Origin of the sequence: Austwickia sp., assembly GCA_016699675.1 — a bacterium.
Taxonomy (GTDB): Bacteria; Actinomycetota; Actinomycetes; order Actinomycetales; family Dermatophilaceae; genus Austwickia.
In genome coordinates this window covers 2,884,534-2,909,942 of sequence record CP064985.1, presented here as the reverse complement: position 1 = coordinate 2,909,942, position 25,409 = coordinate 2,884,534, and the positions used below count along the sequence as shown (strand labels likewise).

The following is a 25,409-nucleotide window of genomic DNA, read 5'->3' as shown; positions in this document are numbered from 1 at the left end:
GATGCCTGATGTGAAATTGACTTGAGCGTCAGCGGGACAGTCTACCCGGCCTGCGAGAGCTCACTCACCACGCATCTTCTTGACGATCTCCTCCGAGACGTTCCGGGGAACCTCTGCGTAGGAGTCGAATTGCATGGTGTAGTTCGCCCGGCCCTGCGTCTTGGACCGGAGGTCGCCGACGTAGCCGAACATCTCCGACAGCGGCACGAGGGCCCGCACGGACTTGGCGCCGGAGACGTCGTCCATGGCCTGGATGTGCCCGCGGCGGCTGTTGAGGTCGCCGATGACGTCGCCCATGTAGTCCTCGGGCGTGCGCACCTCGACGGCCATCATCGGCTCAAGGAGCACCGGGTCGGCCCGGCGTAGGGCCTCCTTGGTGCACATCGAGCCGGCGATCTTGAACGCCATCTCCGAGGAGTCGACGTCGTGCGCCGCGCCGTCGATCAGCGTGGCCTTGACGCCCACCACTGGGTAACCCGCGAGCACGCCGACCTGCAGCGCGTCCTGGATGCCGTGGTCGACGCTCGGGATGTACTCGCGCGGCACCCGGCCACCCGTGACCTTGTTGTCGAACTCGTACATCGCGCCTTCGGTGGTCTCCAGGGGCTCGTAGGTCACCTGGATCTTGGCGTACTGGCCCGACCCACCCGTCTGCTTCTTGTGGGTGTAGTCGTGCTTGTCGACCGTCTTGCGGATGGTCTCGCGGTAGGCCACCTGGGGCTTGCCGACGTTAGCCTCTACCTTGAACTCGCGCCGCATGCGGTCGACGAGGATGTCGAGGTGGAGCTCGCCCATGCCCTTGATGATGGTCTGGCCGGTCTCCTGGTCGAGTTCGACCTGGAACGTCGGGTCCTCTTCGGCGAGCTTCTGGATCGCCGTGGAGAGCTTCTCCTGGTCGCCCTTCGTCTTGGGCTCGATGGCCACGTTGATGACGGGCTCGGGGAAGGTCATCGACTCCAGCACGACGTGCTGCTGCATGTCGCACAGGGTGTCGCCGGTCGTGGTGTCCTTCAGGCCGATCATCGCGTAGATGTGGCCCGCGCTCACCGAGTCGACCGGGTTCTCCTTGTTCGCGTGCATCTGGAAGAGCTTGCCGATGCGCTCCTTCTTCTGCTTGGTCGCGTTGTAGACCGGCTGGCCGGCCTCGATGTGACCCGAGTAGACGCGCACGTAGGTGAGCCGACCGAAGAACGGGTGACTGACCACCTTGAACGCCAAGCCAGCGAACGGCTCCTTGGCGTCGGCGTGGCGCACGACTTCCTTGGTCTCGTCCTTCGGGTCGCGGCCGACGATGGCCGGGACGTCGAGGGGCGAGGGCAGGTAGTCGACGACCGCGTCGAGCATGGGCTGCACGCCCTTGTTCTTGAACGCGCTGCCGCAGAAGACCGGGTAGACCTCGGAGTTGATCGTCATCTTCCGGATGGCGGCCTTGAGCTCGGCGTTCGTGAGCTCCTCACCCTCCAGGTATTTCTCCATGAGGGTGTCGTCGCTCTCGGCGACCTTCTCGACCAGCTCGTGCCGGTAGGTCTCGGCCTGCTCGAGCAGGTCCGCCGGGATCTCCTCGATCGCGTAGTCCTCGCCCTTCTGCACGTCGCCGTGCCAGACAAAGGCCTTCATGGTGATGAGGTCCACGACCCCGGAGAAGGTGTTCTCCGCGCCGATGGGCAGCTGCATGACCAGGGGCGTCGCGCCCAGGCGGTCGACGATCGTCTTCACCGTGAAGTAGAAGTCGGCGCCGAGCTTGTCCATCTTGTTGACGAAGCAGATCCGGGGCACGTCGTACTTGTCCGCCTGCCGCCACACGGTCTCGCTCTGGGGCTCGACGCCCTCCTTGCCGTCGAAGACCGCGACCGCACCGTCCAACACCCGCAGCGACCGCTCCACCTCGACGGTGAAGTCGACGTGGCCGGGCGTGTCGATGATGTTGACCTGGTGGTCCTTCCAGAAGCAGGTCGTGGCCGCGGACGTGATCGTGATCCCGCGCTCGGCCTCTTGCTCCATCCAGTCCATCGTCGACGCGCCGTCGTGCGTCTCACCGATCTTGTAGTTGATGCCGGTGTAGAACAGGATGCGCTCGGTGACGGTCGTCTTGCCGGCGTCGATGTGCGCCATGATGCCGATATTGCGGACCTTGCTCAGGTCCGTGAGGACATCCAGTGCCACTAGCTCTCTCGTCTCGTCTCGTGCGGTGCTCGCATGCGGTGGTGCGCGTGATGCGCGGGTGCTCCGGGGAGCGGCTCGGTCCGTCGGTGCCCACGCCGTACGGCGTACGCCGTGGCCACCAGCGACCCGAGGGTGCCCGGCGGTCGCGACCAACGCGACCGCCGGGCATCGAAGGGATTACCAGCGGTAGTGCGCGAAGGCCTTGTTGGACTCGGCCATCTTGTGGGTGTCCTCGCGCTTCTTGACCGAGGCCCCGAGCCCGTTGCTCGCGTCGAGGATCTCGTTCATGAGGCGCTCTGTCATCGTCTTTTCGCGGCGCTGCCGGCTGTAGCCGACGAGCCAACGCAGCGAGAGCGTCGTGGCCCGGCCGGGCTTGACCTCGACCGGCACCTGGTACGTCGCGCCACCCACGCGGCGGGACTTGACCTCCAGCGCGGGGCGGATGTTGTCCAGCGCCCGGCGCAGCGTGACGACCGGGTCGGTGCCGGTCTTCTCGCGGCAGCCCTCCATGGCGCCGTAGACGATGCGCTCGGCGATCGACTTCTTGCCGTCGAGCAGGATCTTGTTGACGAGCTGCGTCACCAGCGGCGACCCGTAGACGGGGTCGACGACGAGCGGGCGCTTCGGGGCAGGACCTTTGCGTGGCATTACTTCTTCTCGCTCTTCGCTCCGTAGCGGCTGCGCGCTTGCTTACGGTTCTTGACGCCCTGGGTGTCGAGCGAGCCGCGGATGATCTTGTACCGCACGCCGGGCAGGTCCTTCACCCGGCCGCCGCGGACGAGCACGATCGAGTGCTCCTGCAGGTTGTGGCCGACGCCGGGGATGTACGCCGTGACCTCGATGCCACTGGTCAGCTTCACACGAGCGACCTTGCGCAGCGCGGAGTTCGGCTTCTTCGGCGTGGTGGTGTAAACGCGGGTGCAAACGCCCCGACGCTGGGGGCTGCCCTTGAGCGCAGGAGTCTTGGCCTTGCTGGCCTTGTCCTGCCGTCCCTTCCGGACGAGCTGGTTGATCGTAGGCACGTAGTCTCCGTGATCCTGGTCATGACCGGCCTGCTGCCGGCCTCCTTGTGATGCCCCGCCCGACCCTGTCGGGTCGTGCGGAGTGCTCTCCCCTGCACTGTCCGCGCCCCTGGGCACAGTACGCCCGTAGGCGAAGTGTCCGTGGAATGCGCCGACTGCCCGGCGAGAGGACAGCCCGGACCGTCGATGGACCCGGGACATGCCGTCCCAGGCTACCGGCAGCCCAGTTCCGGGACCAAATCCCGGCCGGTGCACGGCGATCCGGGGCGCCGCCACGGGGTGAGGCGCCTCACCTGATCACGCGGCACGCAAACAGGTGGGCGCCGCGATGGGGCCGCCACGAGGTGAGGCGCCTCAGATCCGAGCGGGACAACACCCGTACATACGTGAGCTCCCCCGCCACCAGGTGAGGCGCCTCACCTGATCACGCGACACGCAGAGGGTGGGCGCCGCGCTGCGCGCGACGCCCACCCTGCGCTGCGTTTCTGCGTCAGTCGCGGTCCAGACCCAGCGAGGCGTCGTCCAGGCGGACGGCCTCCCCGGAGCCCGGGCCGAAGACCGGGTAGTCGAACTGCTGGTAGTCGGGCATCGCGTACATCGCGGCCTTGGCCTCTTCGGTCGGCTCGACCTTGATGTTGCGGTACCGCGGTAGGCCGGTCCCCGCGGGGATCAGCTTGCCGAGGATCACGTTCTCCTTCAGGCCCAACAGCGGGTCGCTCTTGGCGTGGATCGCCGCGTCCGTGAGGACCCGGGTCGTCTCCTGGAAGGAGGCCGCCGACAGCCAGCTGTCCGTGGCCAGCGAGGCCTTGGTGATGCCCATGAGCTCCGGGCGTCCGGACGCGGGCTTGCCGCCCTCGGCCACGACGCGACGGTTCTCGGTCTCGAACGCACCCCGCTCGGCCATCGACCCCGGCAGCAGCTCGGCGTCGCCGGCCTCGATGATCGTCACCCGGCGCAGCATCTGCCGGACGATGACCTCGATGTGCTTGTCGTGGATCGACACACCCTGCTGCCGGTACACCGCCTGCACCTCGTCCACCAGGTGCATCTGCACGGCCCGCGGGCCCTGGATGCGCAGCACCTGCTTGGGGTCGACGGCGCCCTGCACGAGCTTGGTGCCGACGTCGACGTGGTCGCCGTCCGCGATGAGCAGGCGGGCGCGCTTGCTCACCGGGTAGGCGTGTCCCTCGGACCCGTCGTCCGGCGTGAGCAGGATGCGACGCGCCTTGTCGGTCTCCTCGATCTGCACGCGGCCGGTGGCCTCGGCAATCGGGGCCACACCCTTCGGCGTGCGGGCTTCGAAGAGCTCGACCACACGCGGCAGACCCTGCGTGATGTCGTCACCGGCCACACCACCGGTGTGGAAGGTCCGCATCGTCAGCTGGGTGCCCGGCTCGCCGATCGACTGGGCCGCGATGATGCCGACGGCCTCGCCGATGTCCACGAGCTTGCCGGTGGCAAGCGAGCGCCCGTAGCACAGCGCGCAGGTGCCGACGTGGCTGTCGCAGGTCAGGACCGAGCGGACCTTGACCTTCTCGACCCCGGCCGCGACGAGCGCGCCGATGACGACGTCACCGAGGTCGATGCCGGCCTCCGCGAGCACCGTCCCGGACGCGTCCACCACGTCCTCGGCCAGCGTGCGGGCGTAGACGCTCGTCTCCACGTCGTCGTGCTGCACGAGCGCGCCCTGGCTGTTGCGGGTCGCGATCGGCATGAACAGGCCACGGTCGGTGCCGCAGTCCTCCTCGCGGATGATGACGTCCTGCGAGACGTCCACGAGGCGCCGGGTGAGGTAGCCCGAGTCCGCGGTCCGCAGCGCGGTGTCCGCCAGACCCTTGCGGGCGCCGTGCGTGGAGATGAAGAACTCCAGCACGGACAGGCCCTCGCGGAAGTTCGACTTGATCGGACGCGGGATGATGTCGCCCTTCGGGTTCGACACCAGCCCTCGCATGCCGGCGATCTGGCGCAGCTGCATCCAGTTGCCTCGAGCGCCCGAGGAGACCATCCGGAAGATCGGGTTGGTCCGCGGGAGGTTGGTCTCCATCTCCTTGGCGACCTCGTTGGTCGCCTGAGTCCAGATCTCGATGAGCTCCTGGCGACGCTCGTCGTCGGTGATCAGACCCCGCTCGTACTGGGTCTGGACCTTCTCCGCCTTGGCCTCGTAGCCGGACAAGATCTCGCCCTTGCGCGGCGGCGTGACCACGTCGGAGACCGAGACGGTCGTGCCCGAGCGGGTCGCCCAGTGGAAACCGGTCTCCTTCAGCGCGTCGAGGCTCGCCGCGACCTGCACCTTGCTGTAGCGCTCGGCCAGGTCGTTGACGATCGTCGACAGGCGCTTCTTGTCGACCGGCGCGTCCACGAACGGGTAGTCCATGGGCAGGGTCCGGTTGAAGATGGCCCGGCCCAGCGTGGTCGTCAGGATCATCTCCGGGACCCGGCCACCCTCGCCGGCCTCGACGCCCTCGGGCAGCTCGACGCCCACCGGCGGCACCAGGTCCTGCAGCCGCAGCGTGATCATCGAGCCGATCTCCAGCTCGCCCGCGTCGAACGCCATCCGCGCCTCCGCCTCCGAGCGGAACGCGCGACCCGCGCCCCGGCCCTCGGCCACTTCGGAGGTCAGGTGGAACAGGCCGATGATCATGTCCTGGGTGGGCATGGTCACCGGGCGGCCGTCCGCCGGCTTGAGGATGTTGTTGCTGGACAGCATGAGGATGCGGGCCTCGGCCTGCGCCTCGGTCGACAGCGGCACGTGCACGGCCATCTGGTCGCCGTCGAAGTCGGCGTTGAACGCCGAGCAGACCAGCGGGTGGATCTGGACGGCCTTGCCCTCGACCAGCTGCGGCTCGAAGGCCTGAATGCCCAGGCGGTGCAGCGTGGGCGCGCGGTTGAGCAGCACCGGGTGCTCGGTGATGACCTCTTCGAGGACGTCCCACACCACGGGGCGGGCCCGCTCGACCATGCGCTTGGCGCTCTTGATGTTCTGCGCGTGGTCGAGGTCGACCAGCCGCTTCATGACGAACGGCTTGAACAGCTCGAGCGCCATCTGCTTGGGCAGGCCGCACTGGTGCAGCTTGAGCTGCGGGCCGACGACGATGACCGAGCGGCCGGAGTAGTCGACGCGCTTGCCGAGCAGGTTCTGCCGGAACCGGCCCTGCTTGCCCTTGAGCATGTCGGACAGCGACTTCAGCGGGCGGTTGCCCGGACCCGTGACCGGGCGGCCGCGGCGGCCGTTGTCGAACAGCGCGTCGACGGCCTCCTGCAGCATCCGCTTCTCGTTGTTGACGATGATCTCGGGGGCGCCGAGGTCGAGCAGCCGCTTGAGCCGGTTGTTGCGGTTGATCACGCGGCGGTAGAGGTCGTTGAGATCCGACGTCGCGAACCGGCCACCGTCGAGCTGCACCATGGGGCGCAGGTCCGGCGGGATGACCGGGACGCAGTCGAGCACCATCGACATCGGGGTGTTGCCGGTGACCTGGAAGGCCGTGACCACCCGGAGCCGCTTCAGGGCCCGCGTCTTGCGCTGCCCCTTGCCGGTGGCGATGATCTCGCGCAGCAGGTTGGCCTCGGCCTCCAGGTCGAAGGTCTCCAGCCGGCGCTGCAACGCGGCCGCGCCCATGCCGCCCTCGAAGTAGAGCCCGTAGCGGTCCCGCATCTCGCGGTAGAGGATTTCGTCGCCCTCCAGGTCCTGGACCTTGAGGTTCTTGAACCGATCCCAGACCTGCTCGAGCCGCTCGATCTGGGCGTCGGCCCGCTTGCGCAGGTTGTTCATCTCCCGCTCGGCACCCTCGCGCACCTTGCGGCGCGCGTCGCCCTTGGCGCCCTCGGCCTCCAGCTCGGCCAGGTCGGCCTCGAGCTTTTGGGCCCGCGCCTCCACGTCCGCGTCGCGCTGGTTGGCCAGCACCTTCTTCTCGGACTCCAGCTGCGCCTCCAGGCTGGGCAGGTCGCGGTGGCGACCCTCCTCATCCACCGAGGTGATCATGTACGCCGCGAAGTAGATGACCTTTTCCAGGTCCTTCGGGGCCAGGTCCAGCAGGTAGCCGAGGCGGCTCGGCACGCCCTTGAAGTACCAGATGTGGGTCACCGGCGCGGCGAGCTCGATGTGTCCCATCCGCTCCCGACGTACGCCGGAGCGGGTCACCTCCACGCCACAGCGCTCGCAGATGATGCCCTTGAAGCGGACGCGCTTGTATTTGCCGCAGTAGCACTCCCAGTCCCGGGTCGGGCCGAAGATCTTCTCGCAGAAAAGGCCGTCCTTCTCGGGCTTGAGGGTGCGGTAGTTGATGGTCTCGGGCTTCTTCACCTCGCCGTGGCTCCACGCGCGGATGTCGTCCGCGCTGGCCAGGCCGATCCGCAGCTCATCGAAGAAGTTCACGTCAAGCACTTGGTGCTTCCCTACTCTCGGTCAGGTTCGAGTACGTCGGGTCGGTGTCGGGTCGCGCCGCTAGGTGGCGACCGGTCGGAACGCGGGTCAGCGTCAGACCTCTTCGACAGAACTGGGCTCACGCCGGGACAGGTCGATGCCGAGCTCCTCCGCGGCCCGGAACACTTCCTGGTCCGGTTCGCGCAGGTCGATCTGGCTGCCGTCGGAGGACAGCACCTCCACGTTCAGGCAGAGGGACTGCATCTCCTTGATGAGGACCTTGAAGGACTCGGGGATGCCGGGCTCGGGGATGTTCTCGCCCTTGACGATGGCCTCGTAAACCTTCACGCGGCCGGTGACGTCGTCGGACTTGATCGTGAGCAGCTCCTGCAGGGCGTAGGCGGCGCCGTACGCCTCGAGTGCCCACACCTCCATCTCGCCGAACCGCTGGCCACCGAACTGGGCCTTACCACCCAGCGGCTGCTGGGTGATCATCGAGTACGGGCCGGTGCTGCGCGCGTGGATCTTGTCATCCACGAGGTGGTGCAGCTTGAGGATGTACATGTAGCCCACCGAGATCGGCGCCGGGAACGGCTCGCCGGAGCGGCCGTCGAACAACTGCGCCTTGCCGGAGGCGCCGATGAGCCGTACGCCGTCGCGGGTCGGCAGCGTCGAGTCGAGCAGACCGGTGATCTCCTCTTCCTTGGCGCCGTCGAACACCGGCGAGGCGACCCGCGTGCGCGGCCCGGCCTCGCGGACCTCGGCCGGCAGGTTCGCCGCCCACTCCGGATCGCCGTCGATGGTCCAGCCGCGGCTGGCGGCCCAGCCCAGGTGGATCTCGAGGACCTGACCGATGTTCATGCGGCCCGGTACGCCGAGCGGGTTGAGGATGACATCGACCGGGGTGCCGTCCTCAAGGAACGGCATGTCCTCGACCGGCACGATCTTGGAGATGACGCCCTTGTTGCCGTGCCGGCCGGCGAGCTTGTCGCCGTCGGTGATCTTGCGCCGGTTGGCGACGTAGACCCGCACGAGCTGGTTGACGCCCGGGGGCAGCTCGTCGCCCTCCTCCCGGTCGAAGACCTTCACGTGGATGACCGTGCCGGTCTCGCCGTGCGGCACCTTCAGGGAGGTGTCGCGGACCTCGCGGGCCTTCTCGCCGAAGATCGCGCGCAGCAGGCGCTCCTCCGGGGTCAGCTCCGTCTCACCCTTGGGCGTGACCTTGCCGACCAGCAGGTCGCCGTCGCGGACCTCGGCGCCGATGCGGATGATGCCGCGCTCGTCGAGGTCGGCCAGGACCTCCTCGGAGACGTTCGGGATGTCCCGGGTGATCTCCTCGGGGCCCAGCTTGGTGTCGCGGGCGTCGATCTCGTGCTCCTCGATGTGGATCGAAGAGAGCACGTCGTCCTGCACCAGGCGCTGGGACAGGATGATCGCGTCTTCGTAGTTCAGGCCCTCCCAGGGCATGAACGCCACGAGGAGGTTGCGGCCGAGGCTCATCTCGCCGCCGTCGGTGGCGGGCCCGTCGGCGATGACCTCGCCGGCCTCCAGCCGCTGGCCCTCCGCCACGACGACCCGCTGGTTGTAGCAGGTGCCCTGGTTGGAGCGCATGAACTTGGCGATCCGGTAGGTCTCGTGGGTGCCGTCGTCGTTGGCCACGGTGACCGTGTCCGCGGCGACGGACTCGACCACGCAGCCCTGCCGGGCGCGCACGACGTCCCCGGAGTCGAGAGCGGCGCGGTATTCCATGCCCGTGCCGACCAGCGGGGCCTCGCTGCGCACCAGCGGAACCGCCTGGCGCTGCATGTTGGCGCCCATGAGCGCGCGGTTGGCGTCGTCGTGCTCCAGGAACGGGATCAGCGCGGTGGCCGCGGAGACCATCTGCCGGGCCGAGACGTCCATGTAGTCGACCTCGCCGCCCGGGACGTCGATCGCCTCGCCGCCCTTGGTGCGGACCAGGACCCGCTCCTCGGCGAAGTGGCCGTCCTCCGTCAGCGGCGCGTTGGCCTGCGCGATGACGAACTCGTCCTCCTCGTCCGCGGAGAGGTAGTGCACCTCGTCGCTGACCTGGCCATCCACCACCTTGCGGTACGGCGTCTCGATGAAGCCGAAGGGGTTGATCCGGCCGTAGGAGGCCAGCGAGCCGATGAGGCCGATGTTCGGGCCTTCCGGCGTCTCGATCGGGCACATCCGGCCGTAGTGGCTGGGGTGGACGTCGCGGACCTCCATGCCCGCGCGGTCGCGGGACAGACCGCCCGGGCCCAGCGCGGACAGGCGCCGCTTGTGGGTCAGGCCGGCCAGCGGGTTGTTTTGGTCCATGAACTGGGATAGCTGGCTCGTGCCGAAGAACTCCTTGATGGAGGCGACGACCGGGCGGATGTTGATCAGGGTCTGCGGCGTGATCGCCTCGACGTCCTGCGTGGTCATCCGCTCGCGGACCACCCGCTCCATGCGGGACAGCCCGGTGCGGACCTGGTTCTGGATGAGCTCGCCGACGTTGCGCAGGCGGCGGTTGCCGAAGTGGTCGATGTCGTCGACCTCGACCCGGATGTCGGCCTCCTCGCCGTGCCGGACGCCCTTGATCGTGCTCTCCCCCGCGTGCAGGGCGACGATGTAGCGGATCGTGGCGACGACGTCGTCGACCGTCAGGGTCGAACTCGTCAGGTCGGCCTCGATGCCGAGCTTCTTGCTCAGCTTGTAGCGACCCACCTTGGCCAGGTCGTAGCGCTTGGGGTTGAAGTAGAGGTTGTCCAGGAGGGCCTGGGCCGCCTCCTTCGTCGGCGGCTCGCCCGGGCGCAGCTTGCGGTAGATGTCGAGCAGCGCCTCGTCCTGGCCGCCGGTGTGGTCCTTCTCCAGGGTGGCCCGGATCGACTCGTACTCGCCGAAGGTCTCCAGGATCTGCGCGTCCGACCAGCCGAGCGCCTTGAGCAGCACCGTGACGGACTGCTTGCGCTTGCGGTCGATGCGCACGCCGACCATGTCGCGCTTGTCGATCTCGAACTCCAGCCAGGCACCGCGGCTCGGGATCACCTTGGCCGAGTAGATGTCCTTGTCGGAGGTCTTGTCGGGGGTGCGCTCGAAGTACACGCCCGGGCTGCGGACCAGCTGGGAGACGACGACGCGCTCCGTGCCGTTGATAACGAAGGTGCCCCGGTCGGTCATGAGCGGGAAGTCGCCCATGAACACCGTCTGGCTCTTGATCTCGCCGGTGTTGTTGTTCATGAACTCGGCGGTGACGAACAGCGGGGCGCTGTAGGTCATGTCGCGTTCCTTGCACTCCTCGATGGAGTACTTCTGCTCCTCGAACCGGTGGTCCCGGAACGAGAGCGACATCGATCCCGCGAAGTCTTCGATGGGCGAGATCTCCTCGAAGATCTCCTCCAGTCCGGAGCGCTCGGGTACGTCGTTGCGGCCGGCCTCCAGGGCCTCCTCGACCCGGGCCTGCCACCGCTCGTTGCCGAGCAGCCAGTCGAAACTCTCGGTCTGCAGGGCCAAGAGGTCGGGTACCTCTAGCGGCTCTCGGATCTTGGCGAACGACACGCGGCCGGAGGCCGTCAGTGCCGTGGACATCTTCTGGTTCGCAGTGCGCGAGGCAGCCAAGGAGGGTCCTTCCACGGGCCTTTGTCACAGTCGGCGGTCGGCGCCGCGCCCACCTGCAATGAGCATCCGTCCCACCACTCGGAGACACACCACGAACCTGCAGGTCACGTGCTGATCAGACCGGTGGGGACGGCCACGTCGTCGCGGGCTACACAGAGAGGGGCAGCGCAAAGCGACAGCATACCCGTGGTGTCGACGGGAGTCCAATCGCCACCCCGTGGCGAGACTCGACCGGAACCACAGTCTCGGCCCGCCGCGTCCGCGCCGACGCGGCGGCGGTTGTGGACCTCGACTCGGGCTCGACGGGCGCCGTCGCGCGGCGCCGAATCTGCAGCCCGGCTCGATGATCCGCAGTCCCAGGTGCGGCCCGTGGAAGACCAGCCTGAGACCTCGAGAATGCCCTGGCTCTGGGCGGTCGTCAAGGTGATCTGCGCTGCTTGTGCTCCCCCGGGACGCGACAGCGGGCCGGTTCCCACTGGAACCGGCCCGCTGTCGGTGCTGCCGAGATGCCGTCAGGTCACTTGAGCTCGACGGTGGCGCCGGCGCCCTCCAGGGCAGCCTTGGCCTTCTCCGCGGAGTCCTTGTCGACCTTCTCTAGGACGGGCTTCGGGGCGCCGTCGACGAGGTCCTTGGCCTCCTTCAGGCCGAGGCTCGTGAGGGCGCGCACCTCCTTGATGACCTGGATCTTCTTGTCGCCGGCCGCCATGAGCATGACGTCGAACTCGCTCTGCTCCTCCTCGGCGGGGGCGGCGTCGCCGCCGGCGCCCGGAGCGGCCATGACCGCGCCCATCATCGGGGCGGCGGCCTTGACGTCGAACGTCTCCTCGAACTGCTTCACGAACTCCGAGAGCTCGATCAGGGTCATCTCCTTGAACGCGTCAAGGAGCTCTTCGGTGCTGAGCTTGGCCATGAGGCTTTCCTTCCTTGCTTCGTGCCGTGAGTGGCTCGTGATGGGTTGTCCTGAGTGACCTCAGGACGCGTCGCCACCCGCGGCGACGTCTTCGGTGGCCGCCGTCTCGGCGGCCGGGGTGTCCGCGGCCTCGGGGGTCTCGGCCTCGGACGCCGCTGGCGCCTCGGCCTCGGTCGCCTCAGCGTCGGACGCTTCGGCCGCGGGGGCGGGAGCGGCCGCTGCGCCGCCCTGCTCCTCGACCTTGGCGCGCAGCGCGTCCACCGTGGCGGCGAACTGCGACAGCGGGGCCGCGAACAGGTAGACGGCGTTGCTGAGCGACGCCTTCATGGCGCCGGCCAGCTTGGCCAGCAGAACCTCGCGGGACTCGAGGTCCGCGAGCTTGGTGATCTCCTCGGCGGTGAGCGGCTTGCCTTCGAGGTAGCCGCCCTTGATGACGAGGAGGGGGTGCGCCTTGGCGAAGTCACGCAGGCTCTTGGCCGCCTCCACCGGGTCGCCCGTGATGAAGGCGATCGCGGACGGACCGGTCATCTGGCCCTCGAAGGCCGTGACTCCGGCCTCCTTGGCGGCGATGTCGGTCAGCGTGTTCTTGACCACGGCGTACGAACCGTTCGCACGCAGCGAGTTCCGCAGCTCCTTGAGCTGCGCCACGGTCAGGCCGCGGTACTCGGTGAGAACGGCCGCACCGGACTCGCGGAACTTGCCCGTGAGTTCGGCGATGGCTGCCTGCTTCTGCGGCGTCGCCATAGAGGCCTCCTTCTCCTGGTGTGCCGGCACCCGTGGCCCCGCATGAAAAAGGCTCCCGGCGCAGGGCACGGGAGCACGGGCGCGGCTTCCGGATGCGGGCGCCGCCAAGTCGTACGTCGTGGCCTGCGCCGGACGCCCCGCTTCTGCGGGGACCTTCGGTCGCTGGCGGGCCTGGCGGCTCGCTGGCGACAACCGGCGGTCATGGGTCGTCGTACAGGTTATCCGCCGGCGAGCGATGCGGCCAAATCGCCGGTCCCGCACCACCGATCATGCGGCCGGAAGGCCGTCCGCGCGGGCTGCGGACGCGCAGACTCGGGGAAGGCGCAGAAAGACGGGAGGCGCGATGACGATCGACGTACGGATCAGGCCGGCGGAGCCCGCCGACGCGGCCGCCATCGCGGCCCTGCACACCGCCAGCTGGCGCTCGACGTACCGCGGCATTCTCGCGGACACCTACCTTGACGGCCCCGTCGACGACGACCGGCGGGCCGTGTGGGCGCAGCGCCTCATCGCGCCGCCGCCGGGCCAGATCGTGCTGGTCGCCGACCCCGGGGCGGCGGGAATCGTGGGGTTCGGCTGTTGGTACGCCGCGGCCGACGCGCATTGGGGCAGCCTGCTGGACAACCTGCACGTGGCGCAGGATCAGCGCGGGCGGGGCATTGGCGGCCGGCTGCTGGCGGCGGGCGCGGCTCGCTGCGCCGAGGAGGCCCCGGGCATCGGCGTCCACCTGTGGGTCCTCGCGGGCAACGACGCGGCGACCGGCTTCTACCGGCGCCACGGTGCGGTCCCGGCCGGGGCGGGCAGCTGGGATGCGCCGGACGGCCGGTCGATCCCGGAGGTGCGGATGGCGTGGCCCCCTCCCGGTGGGTGGGCTCCCCCGGCGCCGACGGCGGGCTAGACGCACGCTGCGCCGTACCGGAGAACCGGTACGGCGCAGCGTGATGCGGCAGTCGAGCGATTGACGCGGGGCGGACCGTCAGACGGTCGCGTCCTCGGCCATGAGGTTGCGCGTCTTGGTGTGATCCACCGGGATGCCGGGGCCCATGGTCGTCGACATGGTGGCCTTGAGCAGGTAGCGGCCCTTGCTGGCGGACGGCTTGAGCCGCTGGATCTCGTCCATCGCCGCGGAGTAGTTCTCCACCAGCGCCTGCTCGGTGAACGACGTCTTGCCGATGATGAAGTGCAGGTTGGAGTGCTTGTCGACGCGGAACTCGATCTTGCCGCCCTTGATGTCGGTGACCGCCTTGGCCACGTCCATCGTCACCGTGCCGGTCTTCGGGTTCGGCATCAGGCCCCGGGGGCCCAGCACCTTGCCGAGGCGACCGACCTTGCCCATGAGGTCCGGCGTGGCGACGACCGCGTCGAAGTCCAACCAACCGCCCTGGATCTTCTCGATCATGTCGTCCGAGCCGACGAAGTCCGCACCGGCGGCCTTGGCGGCCTCGGCGTTGGCGCCGTTGGCGAAGACCAGCACGCGGGCGGTTTTGCCGGTGCCGTTCGGCAGGTTGACGGTGCCGCGCACCATCTGGTCCGCCTTGCGGGGGTCCACGCCGAGGCGCAGGGCCATCTCGACGGTGGCGTCGTACTTCGTGGTGCTGGTCTCCTTGGCCAGCCGCACGGCGGCAAGCGGGCTGTAGAGGGTGTCCGGGGAGATCTTCTCCGCGGACGCGCGGTAGGACTTGCTGCGCTTCATTGCTGTCTCCTTGCTGGTGGTGGAGGTCGTGGTCCGGGCCAGCGCGTGGCCCTGCCACTGGGGCGCCGTCGGACGGCGGCGCCCTGGGTCGCCTTTGGGGCAACCCGGAATCAGCCCTGGACGGTGACGCCCATCGAGCGGGCCGTGCCGGCGATGATCTTCATCGCCTGCTCGACGTCGTTGGCGTTGAGGTCGACCATCTTCTGGGAGGCGATCTCCCGGACCTGGTCCTGGGTCAGTGTCGCGACCTTGGTCTTGTGGGGCTCGCCGGAGCCCTTCGCGATCCCGGCGGCCTTCTTGATCATCTCCGCGGCGGGCGGCGTCTTGAGGACGAACGTGAACGAGCGGTCCTCGTAGACGGTGATCTCGACGGGGACCACGTTGCCGCGCTGGGATTCCGTCGCGGCGTTGTAGGCCTTGACGAACTCCATGATGTTGACGCCGTGCTGACCGAGCGCGGGGCCGACGGGCGGAGCCGGCGTCGCGGCGCCGGCCTGGATCTGCAGCTTGATGTAGCCGGAGACCTTCTTCTTCGGAGGCATGGGCCTCCTCCTTACTTGATCGTGGGCCGACGCCATGGGCGATGACCCGGTTGCACCGACGAGCGCGACCGTCCGGCCTGCCCTTCGGGATATGGAATCGGTCCGGCGGTACGCCGTGCCGAGCTTGGGGTTGCCTGGGGCTCGCGCCCCGGGCGTTCTTACAGTTTGGCGACCTGGTTGAAGGAGAGCTCCACCGGGGTCTCGCGGCCGAAGATCGAGACCAGCACCTTGAGCTTCTGGGTCTCCGGGATGATCTCGGAGATCGTGGCGGGCATGGTCTCGAAGGGGCCCTCCATGACCGTGACCGACTCGCCGATCTCGAAGTCGACCGCGGCCGTGCTGGAAGTGGCCTGGGCGGCGGGCTTGGCCGCGCCGGCTGCCGGCTCGGCCTGCACCGTGGGGGCGAGCATTGAGTAGACCTCGTCGAGGCTCAGCGGAACCGGCGAATAGGCATTGCCCACGAATCCGGTGACGCCGGGGGTGTGCCGCACCGTTCCCCAGCTCTCGTCGGTCAGGTCCATCCGGACCAGGACGTAGCCGGGCATCCGCACCCGGCGCACGAGCTTCTTCTGGCCGTTCTTGATCTCGGTGACCTGCTCCATCGGCACCTCGACCTGGAAGATGTAGTCCTCCATGTTGAGGGACTGGGCGCGCTGTTCGAGGTTGGCCTTCACGCGGTTCTCGTAGCCGGCGTAGCTGTGCACGACGTACCAGTCACCGATCTGACCACGCAGCATCGCGCGCAGCTCGGCGGCCTCGTCGATCGGTGCGTCGATGGCCTCTTCGGCGAATTCGTCGGCGGCGTCCTCGTCCTGGGCCTCCTCGGCAGCCAGCGCCTCGGCCTCGTCGGCCGCGCCACCCTCGGGGTCGTCGCCCGCCGCGCTGTCGTCCGCGTCGCCGCCCTCGACCCGGAGCTCGTCCTCGTCGAGCGCGTCCTCGCCCTCGTCGGCGACGAGCGCCGGTGCCTCGGCATCCGCCGCGTCCTCCGCGTCGTCGTCAGCGCCGTCCTCGGGCAGCTCGTCGAGGGCGTCCGCGTCGGTCTCCGCGCCGGCGTCGGCCGGGGCGATCTCGTCGGCCTCCGCCGCGAGCGCGTCGGGGGTGGGCTCGTCGACGTCTGCGTCGAGACCGAACGGGTCGGCGTGGTCGTCCGAGAAGCCGGGCGTCCGCTGATCAGACACGTCGATGACCTTTCCTCTACATACGGTGGGGCGGCCGTCGGCCGCCGCATGGTCGGGTGCGGCTTAGGAAGCGCCGCCCGCGAAGACCCAGAACACGAGCCTGGTGAACAACTGGTCCAGGCCGAAGACGAACAGCATGATCGTCACGACGAACGCGATGACCACCGCGGTGTAGGTCAGCCACTCCTGACGGGTGGGCCGCACCACCTTGCGCAGCTCGTCGATGATCTGACGCAGGAAGAGCCCGATCGAGCCGAAGAACCCGCGCTGGGCCGGCGTGGCCCGATCCGGCCGGGTGACCGGTCGTTTCGGGGCCTTGGGACGGGAATCGCCCGTGAGGCTGTCGTCGGCCACCGTTCCTCATCTCCTACGCTCATCGGCGCCACAGCGCGTGCGTGCTGTGGCGCCGGTGGCGTGCTGCTCGTCATGCTCTTCTCGCTGGGTCACGGTCGCGGCGCTGGCGTCGTCGTCCGCTTCCGCATCGCAGGGCAGGAGGGACTCGAACCCCCAACCGCCGGTTTTGGAGACCGGTGCTCTGCCAATTGAGCCACTGCCCTACGGACCACCGCGTCGCCGGTCGGGCACGCCGACCAGGACGGGGCTTGCGTCCAGGGGTAGAGCATACGTGACGGTCCGCACCCAAATCCAACCCGCCTCGCCGGGGCCGGACCCCAGGGCGCCCTGACCCCGGCGGCAATTCAGACCGCGCGGGCGATGAAAACCTTCTCCCCGCGCATCAGCCCGAAGCGCACGCATTCCCCCGGCGTCCCGGCCCGCTCCGTGACCTCGAACCCGCCGGCCCGCAACCGATCGACGAAGTCCCGGCCGTAGTAGCGGATGTGGTCCTCCTGGCCGAAGTGCAGCAGGCGCTCCGCCGGATCGACGATCGCGGGGTTCTCGTAGGTCTGGGCCCACGCCTCCACGATCGGCACGAGAGCCACCAGCAGCGCGCCCGGCTTGAGCACCCGGTGAATGCTGGCCAGCGCCGCCGCGTCGTCCACGTGCTCCAACACGTGGGAGGCGACCACCACGTCCAGCGAGTCCTCGGGAAGGTCGATGTTCTCGATGTCGAGCAGCAGATCCGCCCGGCCGGGGGTGATGTCCGCGGACCGGTAGGAATCGGCCCGGCTGCGCAGGAAGGCCTCCATGGCCGGCTCCGGCGCGAAGTGCAGGACGCTGCCGAACGGACCGGGGTCGGCCTCCTCCAGCGCCAGCACCACCAGGCGGTGCCGCTCCACGGACAGGCAGCGCGGACACTTCGCGTCGTACCGGGGCGGCCGCCCACCCGGCAGGAACCGCCCCGCGAACCCGCAGATGTTGCACTCGCGGGGGAACTGGCCGCGCATCTCGCGAAGGGTGAGCGCGACATAGGACAGGCGGCGCAGCCGCTGGAAGCGAGGGACCTGCGGGGTGTCGATGGGCACGGGGCGAGTTTAGTTGCCGCGGCCCCAGGCCCGTGCGGACCTCGCCGACCTCGCCGACGGGACAGCCCTGACCGATGGCGCCCGCGGGGCCGCTTACCGTAGGGAGATGCGGGAGGAAGCCGGCGGGGCCGTGCGGGACCTGGCCACGCTGCCGAAGGCCCACCTGCACCTGCACTTCACCGGGTCGATGCGGTTCGCCACGCTGCAGGACCTGGCCGGCACACACGGCGTACGGCTCCCCCGATCCCTCACCGAGACCTGGCCGCCGCCGCTCACCGAGGCCGCCGAGGCGCGGGGCTGGTTCCGGTTCCAACGGCTGTACGACGCCGCCCGGCACTGCGTTCGCTCCGAGGCCGACATGCGCCGCCTGGTGCGCGAGGCCGCCGCGGACGACGCCGCCGAGGGGTCGGGCTGGCTGGAGCTGCAGATCGACCCGACCAGCTACGCGCCGTACGTGGGCGGCCTGACGCCCGCCCTGGAGATCGTCCTCGACGAGGCCCGGGCGGCCAGCGCGGCGACGGGGACCGGAGTGGGCGTCATCGTGGCCGCCAGCCGGATCCGGCATCCGCTCGAGGCGCGCACGCTGGCCCGGCTGGCCGCCCGGCACGCCGGCGACGGGCCCGGCCAGGTGCTCGGGTTCGGCCTGTCGAACGACGAACGCCGTGGGGACACCCACGAATTCGGGCCCGCTTTCCGGATCGCGCGGAATGCCGGGCTGGCCGCGGTGCCGCACGCGGGCGAGCTGCTCGGACCGGCCGCGGTGCAGGAGACGCTCGAGGCGTTGGCCCCGCGGCGGCTGGGGCACGGGGTGCGGGCCGTCGAGGATGCCGAGGTGCTGGCCCGGGTGGTGGATCGCGGGGTGGCGTTCGAGGTGTGTCCCGGCAGCAACGTGGCCCTCGGGGTCTACCACCGGCCCGCCGACGTGCCGCTGCCGCGGCTCCTCGCCGCCGGGACCCGCGTGGCGCTGGGCGCCGACGACCCGCTGCTGTTCGGCTCGCGGCTGGTGGCTCAGTACGTCGCCGCGCGCGAGGTGCACGGCCTCGACGACGCCGCGCTGGCCGGACTGGCGCGCGCGTCGATCGAGGCGTCGCTGGCCCCGGCCGACGTACGGCGTCGCCTGCTGGCCGGGGTCCATGCGTGGTTCGCCGCTGCCCCCACTTCGCCCGCCACCGAGCCCCCACCCCTGCCACCACTCCCCCCGCCAGCCTCGGGGTCGGTGCTCAGAGGCTGAGGCCCACCAGGACCGGCTCGTTGACCAGCGTCACGCCGAAGGCCTCCTGGACCCCGGCGCGGATCTCGCCCGCCAGGGCCAAGAGATCGGCGGCGCGGGCGCCGCCCCGGTTGGTCAGGGCAAGCACGTGCTTCGTCGACAGGGCCGCCGGGCCGGGCAGGCCGTGGCCCTTGCCGAAGCCCGCGTGATCGATGAGCCACGCCGCGCTCGACTTGACGGTCCCATCGGCGGCGGGGAACGCCGGGGGTACGGCGTCCGGACCGAGCCGCTCGCGCACCCGGCCGGTCAGCGCCTCGAAGTCCGACGCGCTCAGGACGGGGTTGGTGAAGAACGACCCACAGCTCCACGTGTCGTGGTCGGCGGCGTCGAGGACCATGCCCCGGCGGCGGCGCTGCTCCAGCACCCCCTCGCGCGCGTCGGCCAGCGGAACGCGCGCGCCCTGCTCGACGCCGAGGCCGCGAGCCAGGTCGGCGTACGCGATCGGCCTGCTCAGGGTCCCGACGTCGAGCTGGAAGGCGACGTCGAGGACGACGTACCGGCCCGCCGCGGCCGCGTCCTTGAACAGGCTGTGCCGGTAGGCGAAGGCGCAGTCGGCGTTCGCGAAGGTGCGGACCCGCTGCTCGCGCCGATCCCAGACCCGCACGTCCCAGATGGTCTGGGCGACCTCCTGGCCGTAGGCGCCGACGTTCTGGATGGGCGTCGACCCGGTGAGCCCAGGGATGCCGGAGAGGCACTCGACCCCGGCCCAGCCCTCGGCCACGGTGCGGGCCACGAAGCCGTCCCAGTCCTCGCCTGCCGCGACTCGCACGACGGCGCCGCCGCAGAGGTCGGCAGACTCCGTCTGGATCCCCGTCGTGGCCACCCGCACGACGGTCCCCGCGAAGCCCTCGTCCGCGATGAGCAGGTTGGATCCCCCGGACAGGACCAGCAGGGGTTCCTCGGCGTCGTCGACCTCGCGGACGGCGTCGACCAGTTCGTCCGTCGTGGTCACGGTGACCAGGCGCCGGGCCGGGCCGCCGACGCGCATGGTGGTCAGTTCGGCCAGGGGCGCGTCGAACTCCTCACGCATCGAAGTCCGCCACCTCCTCGCCAGCCCGGGCGAGGAGCACCGTCGCCTGGGCGCGGGTGAGGGCCTGCTCCCCGCCGCAGGTCACGATCAGCTCGACGACAGCGCGCGGGCCGGCCGGGTCGTCCTCGGCCAGGCTCTTCACGAGGCCGCGGACCTCGACCCGCACGTCGGTGTCGTAAGGCACCACCACGGGCGCCGTGAACTTGGTGCGGTAGTCGACGACCGCTGTCGGGTCGCCGGCCCAGCGGCAGACCAGGTCGATCGCGGCCCCCATCGTCCACATGCCGTGGGCGATGACGTCGGGCAGCCCGACGGAGCGGGCGAACGCCTCGTCCCAGTGAATGCGGTTGTGGTCGCCGCTGGCGGCGGCGTACGCGATGAGCCGTTCCCGATCCACGACGAGCGAACTGAATCCGAACTCGCGCCCCACGCCGACCGCGTCGACGGGGCGCCGAGTGCTCACTTGCCCTCCCCTCGGACGACCAGCATCGAGGTGACATGCCCCACGAGCGGGGCTGTGTCCGGATCCGGACCGACCGCCGGCGCGCCCTCGCGCATCTCCACCTGAGTGGTGACCATGACGTTGCCGGCCACTTCCCGGACGCGCTGCACCGTGAGCGTCGCGACGATCTCTTCGCCGGCAACGATGGGACGCTCGGAGGCGAACCGCTCCTCGGCGTGCACGACCTGGGCGAAGTCGATCCCCGCCGCGGGGTCCGCCACGTATTGCGCCTCACAGCGCTGGGCGATGACGACCGCGAACGTCGGGGGGGCCACCACGTCGGCGTATCCCGCGGCCCGTGCGGCCATGGGGTCGTGATGGAGCGGACTGCTGGCGCCGACGGCCGTGGCGAAGGCGCGCACCGCCTCGCGGCCCACGACGTACGGCTCGGACGGCGGGTAGCTGCGCCCCTCGAAACTGAGATCGACCGGCATGGCGCTCACCCTAGGACACGCGCCCGACAGCAGCGACGGACCCTTCCGCACCGACAAGCCCGACGGGCCCTACGGCAGGGACAGCCGCCCTGGCGGGCCGCTAACGACGCCGCGGCGGCCGCCTCGCGATGAGGCGGCCGCCGCGGAAGCGTCGGAAGAAGGTGCGACTCAGCGAGTCTCGCGGTGCGCCGTGTGCTTGCCGCACTTGCGGCAGAACTTCTTCATCTCCAGACGATCCGGGTCGTTGCGCCGGTTCTTCTTGGTGATGTAGTTGCGGTCCTTGCAGTCCACGCACGCGAGCGTGATCTTCGGACGGACGTCGGTGGTCTTGCTGGCCACGGGACTACCTGACTTTCGGATCGGGTGAGCTGTCGGCGCCGAACGCGGCGCGCGTCGACACAACAGGATACGCGGTCGGAGGATTCCCGCCGACACCGCATCGGTAGCGAGGGCGGGACTTGAACCCGCGACACCACGATTATGAGTCGTGTGCTCTGACCACCTGAGCTACCCCGCCAAGGGCGATCGGCGCGCCGCCACCGCGCTGGTGAGCGGGCGGCGGAGCCGAGCCGGAGCCCCGATAGGGAATCGAACCCTAGACCTTCTCCTTACCATGGAGACGCTCTGCCGACTGAGCTATCGGGGCGCCCCCGGAGCCAGGGCTCCGGGCGTGCCCGCCCACTGTACAGGGCACCGCGCCCCCTCGCGAAATCCGCCCCCGGCCAGCGGAGTCGGCCGGTGCACCCGCTCCCGGAACTGCCCCCGAGCGGCCCCGAGCGGCCGCGGACGGGCGCGGCCTGCCACGCACGGGCGGCGACGCAGCGCGCACGTCAGTCGTCCACGCCCCGCGCGACGAGGGCGTCGCCGACGCGCTGGGCGTGGCGCACGGTGCGGACCACCAAGGGGGTCGCGAACGCCCGGATGCTGCGGTCCAGCCCCCGGGCGCTGCGCGCCTCGCGGGTCTGCTCGGCCATCCGCGTCACCACCGGGATGGACCGAATGGTCAGGGCCAGGGCCAGCCCGAGCCGCTCCGGGTCCACCCCGAACCGGCGCAGCCGCCCCGCGGCCGACACGGCCGCGTCGAGCATCTCCTGCACCGGGGTGGTCAGCGTCACCAGGCTGGCGGCCAGCACCGCGATGACGAGGTTGGCGCAGGTCACCGCGGCCGTGAGCCAGCCCGAGGCCCATACCTGAAACGCGAAGAGGACGGCGACGAACCACCGCAGCGGGCGCGCCTGCTCCCAGGCGACCGCGGCGGGCACGCGGGCCACGACGTACGCCCCGAGCACCACCACCGCGCCCACCGCCGCGGGGACCGGACCCGGCCGCACGAACAGGGCCAGTGTGAGCGCCGCCAGCAGCAGCACCTTTACGCCCGGCCGAGCGCGGTGGACGAGGCTGTCGCCGGGGACGTACGCGCCGGTCAGCACGCCATCAACCCCCGGTACGTCGCCACCGACTCGGCCCCCGGCCCGTCGGCCACCACGCGGCCCTCGTCGATGACGATCACGCGTTCCCAGTGCTCGACCAGCTCCAGGTGGTGGGTGACCAGCACCACCTGCTGCGCGAGGGTCTCCAGCAGGTGCGTCACCTGTCGGGAGTGCCGCAGGTCGAGCAGGGTGGTCGGCTCGTCGCAGACCAGCACGGTCGGTTCGGTCACGAGGATCGCAGCGAGCGCGAGGAGCTGCTTCTGCCCGCTGGAGAGCAGGTGCGCCGGGTGATCGGCGTGGTCCGCCAGGTCGAACCGGGTTAGGGCCTGCGCGACCAGCCGGTCTCGCTCGTCCTTGGCCAGCTTTCGGCGGCGCAGCGAGAATCCCACGTCCTCGGCGACCGTCGGCATGACGATCTGCGCGTCGGGATCGGGGAAGACGAACCCGACCCGGCGGCGCACCGCGGCGCCGTCGCGGGCGACGTCGAAGCCGTCGACGACCACCCGACCCGACGTGGGCGCGACCAGCCCGTTGATCATCCGCGCGAGCGTGGACTTGCCGGAGCCGTTCGCGCCGACGATGCCGATCCGAGGTTCGGCGAGCGTCAGGTCGACCCCGCGCAGGACCTCCCGCTCGCCGTAGCTGTGCCGGATCCCCTCGAACTCGATCACCGGCGCCGCAGCGGCGGCGTCAACCCCGGCAGCGCCCGGTGCACCGCGGCAGCCACGACCGTCGCCACGGCGGCCTTGACCAGGTCACCGGGGATGAACGACAGGCACGCGGTGGCGGCGGCGGGGAGGCTGAGGTTGCCGCGCAGCGCCATGCCGGGAATCCCGAAGAGATAGACGACGCCGATCCCGCCGACCAGGCACGACACCGCGAACCACCACGTCGCCGCGCGCGGCAGCCGGCTCTGCACGAGGGCGCCCACGGCGGCGGCCCCCACGACGTACCCGATGAGGAATCCGCCCGTCGGGCCCTGGAAGGCCGCGAGCACCGGTCGGCCGCCCGACAGCACGGGCACGCCGAGGGCGCCGACGAGCAGCATCAGCGCGATCGCGGCCCCGCCCCGCTTCCAACCGAGCACCGCGCCGCTGAGCATCACCCCGAGGGACTGCAGGGTGATGGGGGCCGGGTTGCCGGGCAGGTAGACCGGTGGGGCCACCGCGAGGACGGCGGTGAGGGCCGCGAAGGCGGCCACCAGGGCGAGGTCGGTCGCCGTGAAGCGGCCGCGCGCGGAGGGGCCCCGGGCGGTACGTCGGGCGTCGGGCTCGGCATCGACACGGGTGGCCATGACAACTCCTGGGTGGGCGAGGGCGACTCGGCCCGCAGTCGAGCCGACCAGACGCGCCTGAGCCTAACACCTAACTTGAACGCCGTTCAGGACTAGCCTCGGGTGCGGGTCCCTACGGCGTCGGGGGCCCCGAACAGCGCTGGCGTGCCAGGATCGTGGGACCTTCGACCCATCTGGCGCCGACGCGCAGCCAATGAACTGTTCCCCGACGGCGCCCAACTCTGGAGCGCCGCACTGCGAAGGAGTCCACCCCGTGCTGATCGGCATTCCGAAGGAGACGCACGCGGGTGAGACCCGCGTGGCGGCGACCCCGCAAACCGTTGGCCAATTGCTCAAGCTCGGTTATGACGTCGTTGTGGAGAGCGGCGCCGGCGCCCACGCCGCTCTCTCCGACGAGGCGTTCACCGAGGCCGGCGCTCGGCTCGGCGAGGTCGTCGACGTGTGGGCCGCGGACATCGTCCTCAAGGTCAACCCGCCGAACGACAACGAGCTGGCCATGCTGCGTGATGGCGCGACGCTGATCGGCCTGCTGAACCCGCGGCTCGACCAGGCCATGGTGAACAAGCTCGCCGCGCGCAATATCACCGCGCTGTCGATGGATGCCGTGCCGCGCATCTCGCGCGCCCAGTCGATGGACGTGCTGTCGTCGATGGCGAACATCGCCGGTTATCGGGCGGTCGTCGAGGCGGCGCACGAGTTCGGCCGGTTCTTCACCGGCCAGGTCACCGCCGCGGGCAAGGTCCCGCCGGCCAAGGTCTTCGTGGCGGGCGCAGGGGTCGCCGGACTCGCCGCCATCGGCGCCGCCAACGCGATGGGCGCGATCGTCCGCGCGAACGACGTACGACCCGAGGTCGCCGAGCAGGTCGAGTCCATGGGCGCCGAATTCGTCGCCGTCGAGGACCCGAACGCCGAGGTCAGCACCGATGGCTACGCCAAGGAGATGGGCGCGGACTACCAGGCGCTGCAGGCGAAGATGTACGCCGAGCAGTGCAAGGACGTCGACATCATCGTGACGACCGCGCTGATCCCGGGCCGGCCCGCGCCGCGGCTGATCACCGCCGAGATGCTGGACACGATGAAGCCCGGCAGCGTCATCGTCGACATGGCGGCCCAGACCGGCGGCAACGTCGAGGGCACCGTCGCCGGCGAGAAGGCGGTCGTCGCGAACGGCGTCACGCTGATCGGCTACACGGACCTCGCGGGTCGGCTGCCCACCCAGGCGAGCCAGCTGTACGGGCAGAACATGGTCAACTTCCTCAAGCTGGCCACCCCGGAGAAGGACGGCCAGCTCGTCCTCGACGAGGAAGACGTCATCGTCCGCGGCATGTCCGTCGTCAAGGACGGCAAGCTCATGTGGCCGCCGCCGCCGGACCTGGTCAAGGTCTCGGCCGCGCCCGCCGCGCAGCCGGCCGCCGAGGTGGCGCCGAAGCCGGAGAAGCCCGTCAAGGCGCCCATGTCCCAGAGCCGGAAGCTGACCACGGCCGCCATCGTGGCCGTGCTCGCGCTCGTCCTGTTCGCGTTCTCGCCGGAGGCGTTCCTCGGGCACTTCATGGTCTTCATGCTCGCGTGCGTCATCGGCTACTACGTCATCGGCAACGTGCACCACGCGCTGCACACGCCGCTGATGTCGGTCACCAACGCCATCTCGGGCATCATCGTCGTCGGCGCCCTCCTACAGGTCGGCCGGGCCGAGAACAACCTCGTCATGAACGTTCTGGCGTTCATCGCGATCCTGCTGGCCAGCATCAACATCTTCGGTGGTTTCAAGGTCACCGGCCGGATGCTCGAAATGTTCAAGAGGGGCTGACCTAGA

The 25,409-nt window shown here is 70.0% G+C and carries 22 protein-coding genes and 3 tRNA genes; 3 read left to right on the top strand and 22 right to left on the bottom strand.

Annotated features, from left to right (window positions below):
* Nucleotides 1-60: 60 nt before the first annotated feature.
* From fusA to rplJ, 7 genes are all read right to left on the bottom strand, one after another.
* Nucleotides 61-2,163, bottom strand: a complete 2,103-nt coding sequence (fusA, locus tag IPK37_13265; protein QQR99925.1) for an elongation factor G — start codon at nt 2,161-2,163, stop codon at nt 61-63.
* A gap of 177 nt (nt 2,164-2,340) precedes the next feature.
* On the bottom strand, nt 2,341-2,811 hold the full coding sequence (gene rpsG, locus IPK37_13260; protein QQR99924.1) for a 30S ribosomal protein S7: 471 nt from the start codon (nt 2,809-2,811) through the stop codon (nt 2,341-2,343).
* On the bottom strand, nt 2,811-3,185 hold the full coding sequence (locus IPK37_13255; GenBank protein QQR99923.1) for a 30S ribosomal protein S12: 375 nt from the start codon (nt 3,183-3,185) through the stop codon (nt 2,811-2,813). The genes rpsG and IPK37_13255 overlap by 1 nt, the downstream gene beginning before the upstream one ends.
* Nucleotides 3,186-3,675: 490 nt before the next feature.
* Nucleotides 3,676-7,566 carry a DNA-directed RNA polymerase subunit beta' gene (locus tag IPK37_13250; protein QQR99922.1) on the bottom strand — a complete coding sequence of 1,297 codons (3,891 nt, stop codon included), beginning with the start codon at nt 7,564-7,566 and terminating at the stop codon, nt 3,676-3,678.
* A gap of 93 nt (nt 7,567-7,659) precedes the next feature.
* Nucleotides 7,660-11,145: a DNA-directed RNA polymerase subunit beta gene (gene rpoB / locus IPK37_13245; protein ID QQR99921.1), complete on the bottom strand. Its 3,486-nt coding sequence runs from the start codon at nt 11,143-11,145 to the stop codon at nt 7,660-7,662.
* A 517-nt stretch (nt 11,146-11,662) separates the two neighbouring features.
* On the bottom strand, nt 11,663-12,055 hold the full coding sequence (rplL, locus tag IPK37_13240) for a 50S ribosomal protein L7/L12 (protein ID QQR99920.1): 393 nt from the start codon (nt 12,053-12,055) through the stop codon (nt 11,663-11,665).
* A gap of 60 nt (nt 12,056-12,115) precedes the next feature.
* Nucleotides 12,116-12,799: a 50S ribosomal protein L10 gene (rplJ, locus tag IPK37_13235; protein ID QQR99919.1), complete on the bottom strand. Its 684-nt coding sequence runs from the start codon at nt 12,797-12,799 to the stop codon at nt 12,116-12,118.
* Between the two features lie 343 nt (nt 12,800-13,142).
* On the opposite strand from rplJ, the gene IPK37_13230 reads away from it, so the two are divergent.
* Complete coding sequence (locus IPK37_13230) at nt 13,143-13,697, top strand: GNAT family N-acetyltransferase (protein QQR99918.1); 555 nt, start codon at nt 13,143-13,145, stop codon at nt 13,695-13,697.
* A 78-nt stretch (nt 13,698-13,775) separates the two neighbouring features.
* Here the strand turns inward: IPK37_13230 and rplA are convergent, their stop codons facing one another.
* The 6 genes from rplA to IPK37_13200 form a co-directional block, all read right to left on the bottom strand.
* Nucleotides 13,776-14,492, bottom strand: coding sequence for a 50S ribosomal protein L1 (gene rplA, locus IPK37_13225; GenBank protein ID QQR99917.1), 717 nt, complete (start codon nt 14,490-14,492; stop codon nt 13,776-13,778).
* A gap of 110 nt (nt 14,493-14,602) precedes the next feature.
* Nucleotides 14,603-15,034 (bottom strand): 50S ribosomal protein L11, encoded by a 432-nt coding sequence (gene rplK / locus IPK37_13220; GenBank protein QQR99916.1) that lies wholly within the window; start codon nt 15,032-15,034, stop codon nt 14,603-14,605.
* A 158-nt stretch (nt 15,035-15,192) separates the two neighbouring features.
* Nucleotides 15,193-16,050: a transcription termination/antitermination protein NusG gene (gene nusG / locus IPK37_13215; GenBank protein QQS02865.1), complete on the bottom strand. Its 858-nt coding sequence runs from the start codon at nt 16,048-16,050 to the stop codon at nt 15,193-15,195.
* 225 nt (nt 16,051-16,275) lie between these two features.
* Nucleotides 16,276-16,566, bottom strand: coding sequence for a preprotein translocase subunit SecE (gene secE / locus IPK37_13210; protein QQR99915.1), 291 nt, complete (start codon nt 16,564-16,566; stop codon nt 16,276-16,278).
* 130 nt (nt 16,567-16,696) lie between these two features.
* Nucleotides 16,697-16,769 (bottom strand) — tRNA-Trp (locus IPK37_13205).
* Between the two features lie 141 nt (nt 16,770-16,910).
* Nucleotides 16,911-17,636, bottom strand: a complete 726-nt coding sequence (locus IPK37_13200; GenBank protein QQR99914.1) for a class I SAM-dependent methyltransferase — start codon at nt 17,634-17,636, stop codon at nt 16,911-16,913.
* A gap of 106 nt (nt 17,637-17,742) precedes the next feature.
* On the opposite strand from IPK37_13200, the gene IPK37_13195 reads away from it, so the two are divergent.
* Nucleotides 17,743-18,867: an adenosine deaminase gene (locus IPK37_13195; protein QQR99913.1), complete on the top strand. Its 1,125-nt coding sequence runs from the start codon at nt 17,743-17,745 to the stop codon at nt 18,865-18,867.
* Here the strand turns inward: IPK37_13195 and IPK37_13190 are convergent.
* From IPK37_13190 to IPK37_13150, 9 genes are all read right to left on the bottom strand, one after another.
* Complete coding sequence (locus IPK37_13190; GenBank protein ID QQR99912.1) at nt 18,857-19,936, bottom strand: UDP-N-acetylmuramate dehydrogenase; 1,080 nt, start codon at nt 19,934-19,936, stop codon at nt 18,857-18,859. The genes IPK37_13195 and IPK37_13190 overlap by 11 nt on opposite strands.
* Nucleotides 19,929-20,399, bottom strand: coding sequence for a MaoC family dehydratase N-terminal domain-containing protein (locus tag IPK37_13185; protein QQR99911.1), 471 nt, complete (start codon nt 20,397-20,399; stop codon nt 19,929-19,931). Before IPK37_13185 ends, IPK37_13190 begins: the two co-directional genes overlap by 8 nt.
* Complete coding sequence (locus IPK37_13180) at nt 20,396-20,872, bottom strand: MaoC family dehydratase N-terminal domain-containing protein (GenBank protein ID QQR99910.1); 477 nt, start codon at nt 20,870-20,872, stop codon at nt 20,396-20,398. The genes IPK37_13185 and IPK37_13180 overlap by 4 nt, the downstream gene beginning before the upstream one ends.
* Nucleotides 20,873-21,040: 168 nt before the next feature.
* On the bottom strand, nt 21,041-21,211 hold the full coding sequence (gene rpmG, locus IPK37_13175) for a 50S ribosomal protein L33 (protein QQR99909.1): 171 nt from the start codon (nt 21,209-21,211) through the stop codon (nt 21,041-21,043).
* A 104-nt stretch (nt 21,212-21,315) separates the two neighbouring features.
* Nucleotides 21,316-21,389: transfer RNA gene (locus IPK37_13170), tRNA-Met, on the bottom strand.
* A gap of 56 nt (nt 21,390-21,445) precedes the next feature.
* A tRNA-Thr gene (locus IPK37_13165) sits at nt 21,446-21,518 on the bottom strand.
* Nucleotides 21,519-21,702: 184 nt separating this feature from the next.
* Nucleotides 21,703-22,299 (bottom strand): energy-coupling factor transporter transmembrane protein EcfT, encoded by a 597-nt coding sequence (locus IPK37_13160; GenBank protein ID QQS02864.1) that lies wholly within the window; start codon nt 22,297-22,299, stop codon nt 21,703-21,705.
* On the bottom strand, nt 22,296-22,973 hold the full coding sequence (locus IPK37_13155) for an ABC transporter ATP-binding protein (protein ID QQR99908.1): 678 nt from the start codon (nt 22,971-22,973) through the stop codon (nt 22,296-22,298). Before IPK37_13155 ends, IPK37_13160 begins: the two co-directional genes overlap by 4 nt.
* Complete coding sequence (locus IPK37_13150) at nt 22,970-23,596, bottom strand: biotin transporter BioY (protein ID QQR99907.1); 627 nt, start codon at nt 23,594-23,596, stop codon at nt 22,970-22,972. The genes IPK37_13155 and IPK37_13150 overlap by 4 nt, the downstream gene beginning before the upstream one ends.
* 253 nt (nt 23,597-23,849) lie before the next feature.
* Between IPK37_13150 and IPK37_13145 the strand changes: the two genes are divergently transcribed.
* Complete coding sequence (locus IPK37_13145; GenBank protein ID QQR99906.1) at nt 23,850-25,403, top strand: Re/Si-specific NAD(P)(+) transhydrogenase subunit alpha; 1,554 nt, start codon at nt 23,850-23,852, stop codon at nt 25,401-25,403.
* The last annotated feature ends 6 nt before the right edge of the window (nt 25,404-25,409 follow it).

Coding starts and splice junctions, on each gene's coding strand:
- rpsG (QQR99924.1), bottom strand. CDS start 2,811: ATGCCACGCAAAGGTCCTGCCCCGAAGCGCCCGCTCGTCGTCGACCCC.
- rplL (QQR99920.1), bottom strand. CDS start 12,055: ATGGCCAAGCTCAGCACCGAAGAGCTCCTTGACGCGTTCAAGGAGATG.
- rplJ (QQR99919.1), bottom strand. CDS start 12,799: ATGGCGACGCCGCAGAAGCAGGCAGCCATCGCCGAACTCACGGGCAAG.
- IPK37_13230 (QQR99918.1), top strand. CDS start 13,143: ATGACGATCGACGTACGGATCAGGCCGGCGGAGCCCGCCGACGCGGCC.
- rplA (QQR99917.1), bottom strand. CDS start 14,492: ATGAAGCGCAGCAAGTCCTACCGCGCGTCCGCGGAGAAGATCTCCCCG.
- rplK (QQR99916.1), bottom strand. CDS start 15,034: ATGCCTCCGAAGAAGAAGGTCTCCGGCTACATCAAGCTGCAGATCCAG.
- IPK37_13195 (QQR99913.1), top strand. CDS start 17,743: ATGCGGGAGGAAGCCGGCGGGGCCGTGCGGGACCTGGCCACGCTGCCG.
- IPK37_13190 (QQR99912.1), bottom strand. CDS start 19,936: ATGCGTGAGGAGTTCGACGCGCCCCTGGCCGAACTGACCACCATGCGC.
- IPK37_13180 (QQR99910.1), bottom strand. CDS start 20,872: ATGCCGGTCGATCTCAGTTTCGAGGGGCGCAGCTACCCGCCGTCCGAG.
- IPK37_13150 (QQR99907.1), bottom strand. CDS start 23,596: ATGGCCACCCGTGTCGATGCCGAGCCCGACGCCCGACGTACCGCCCGG.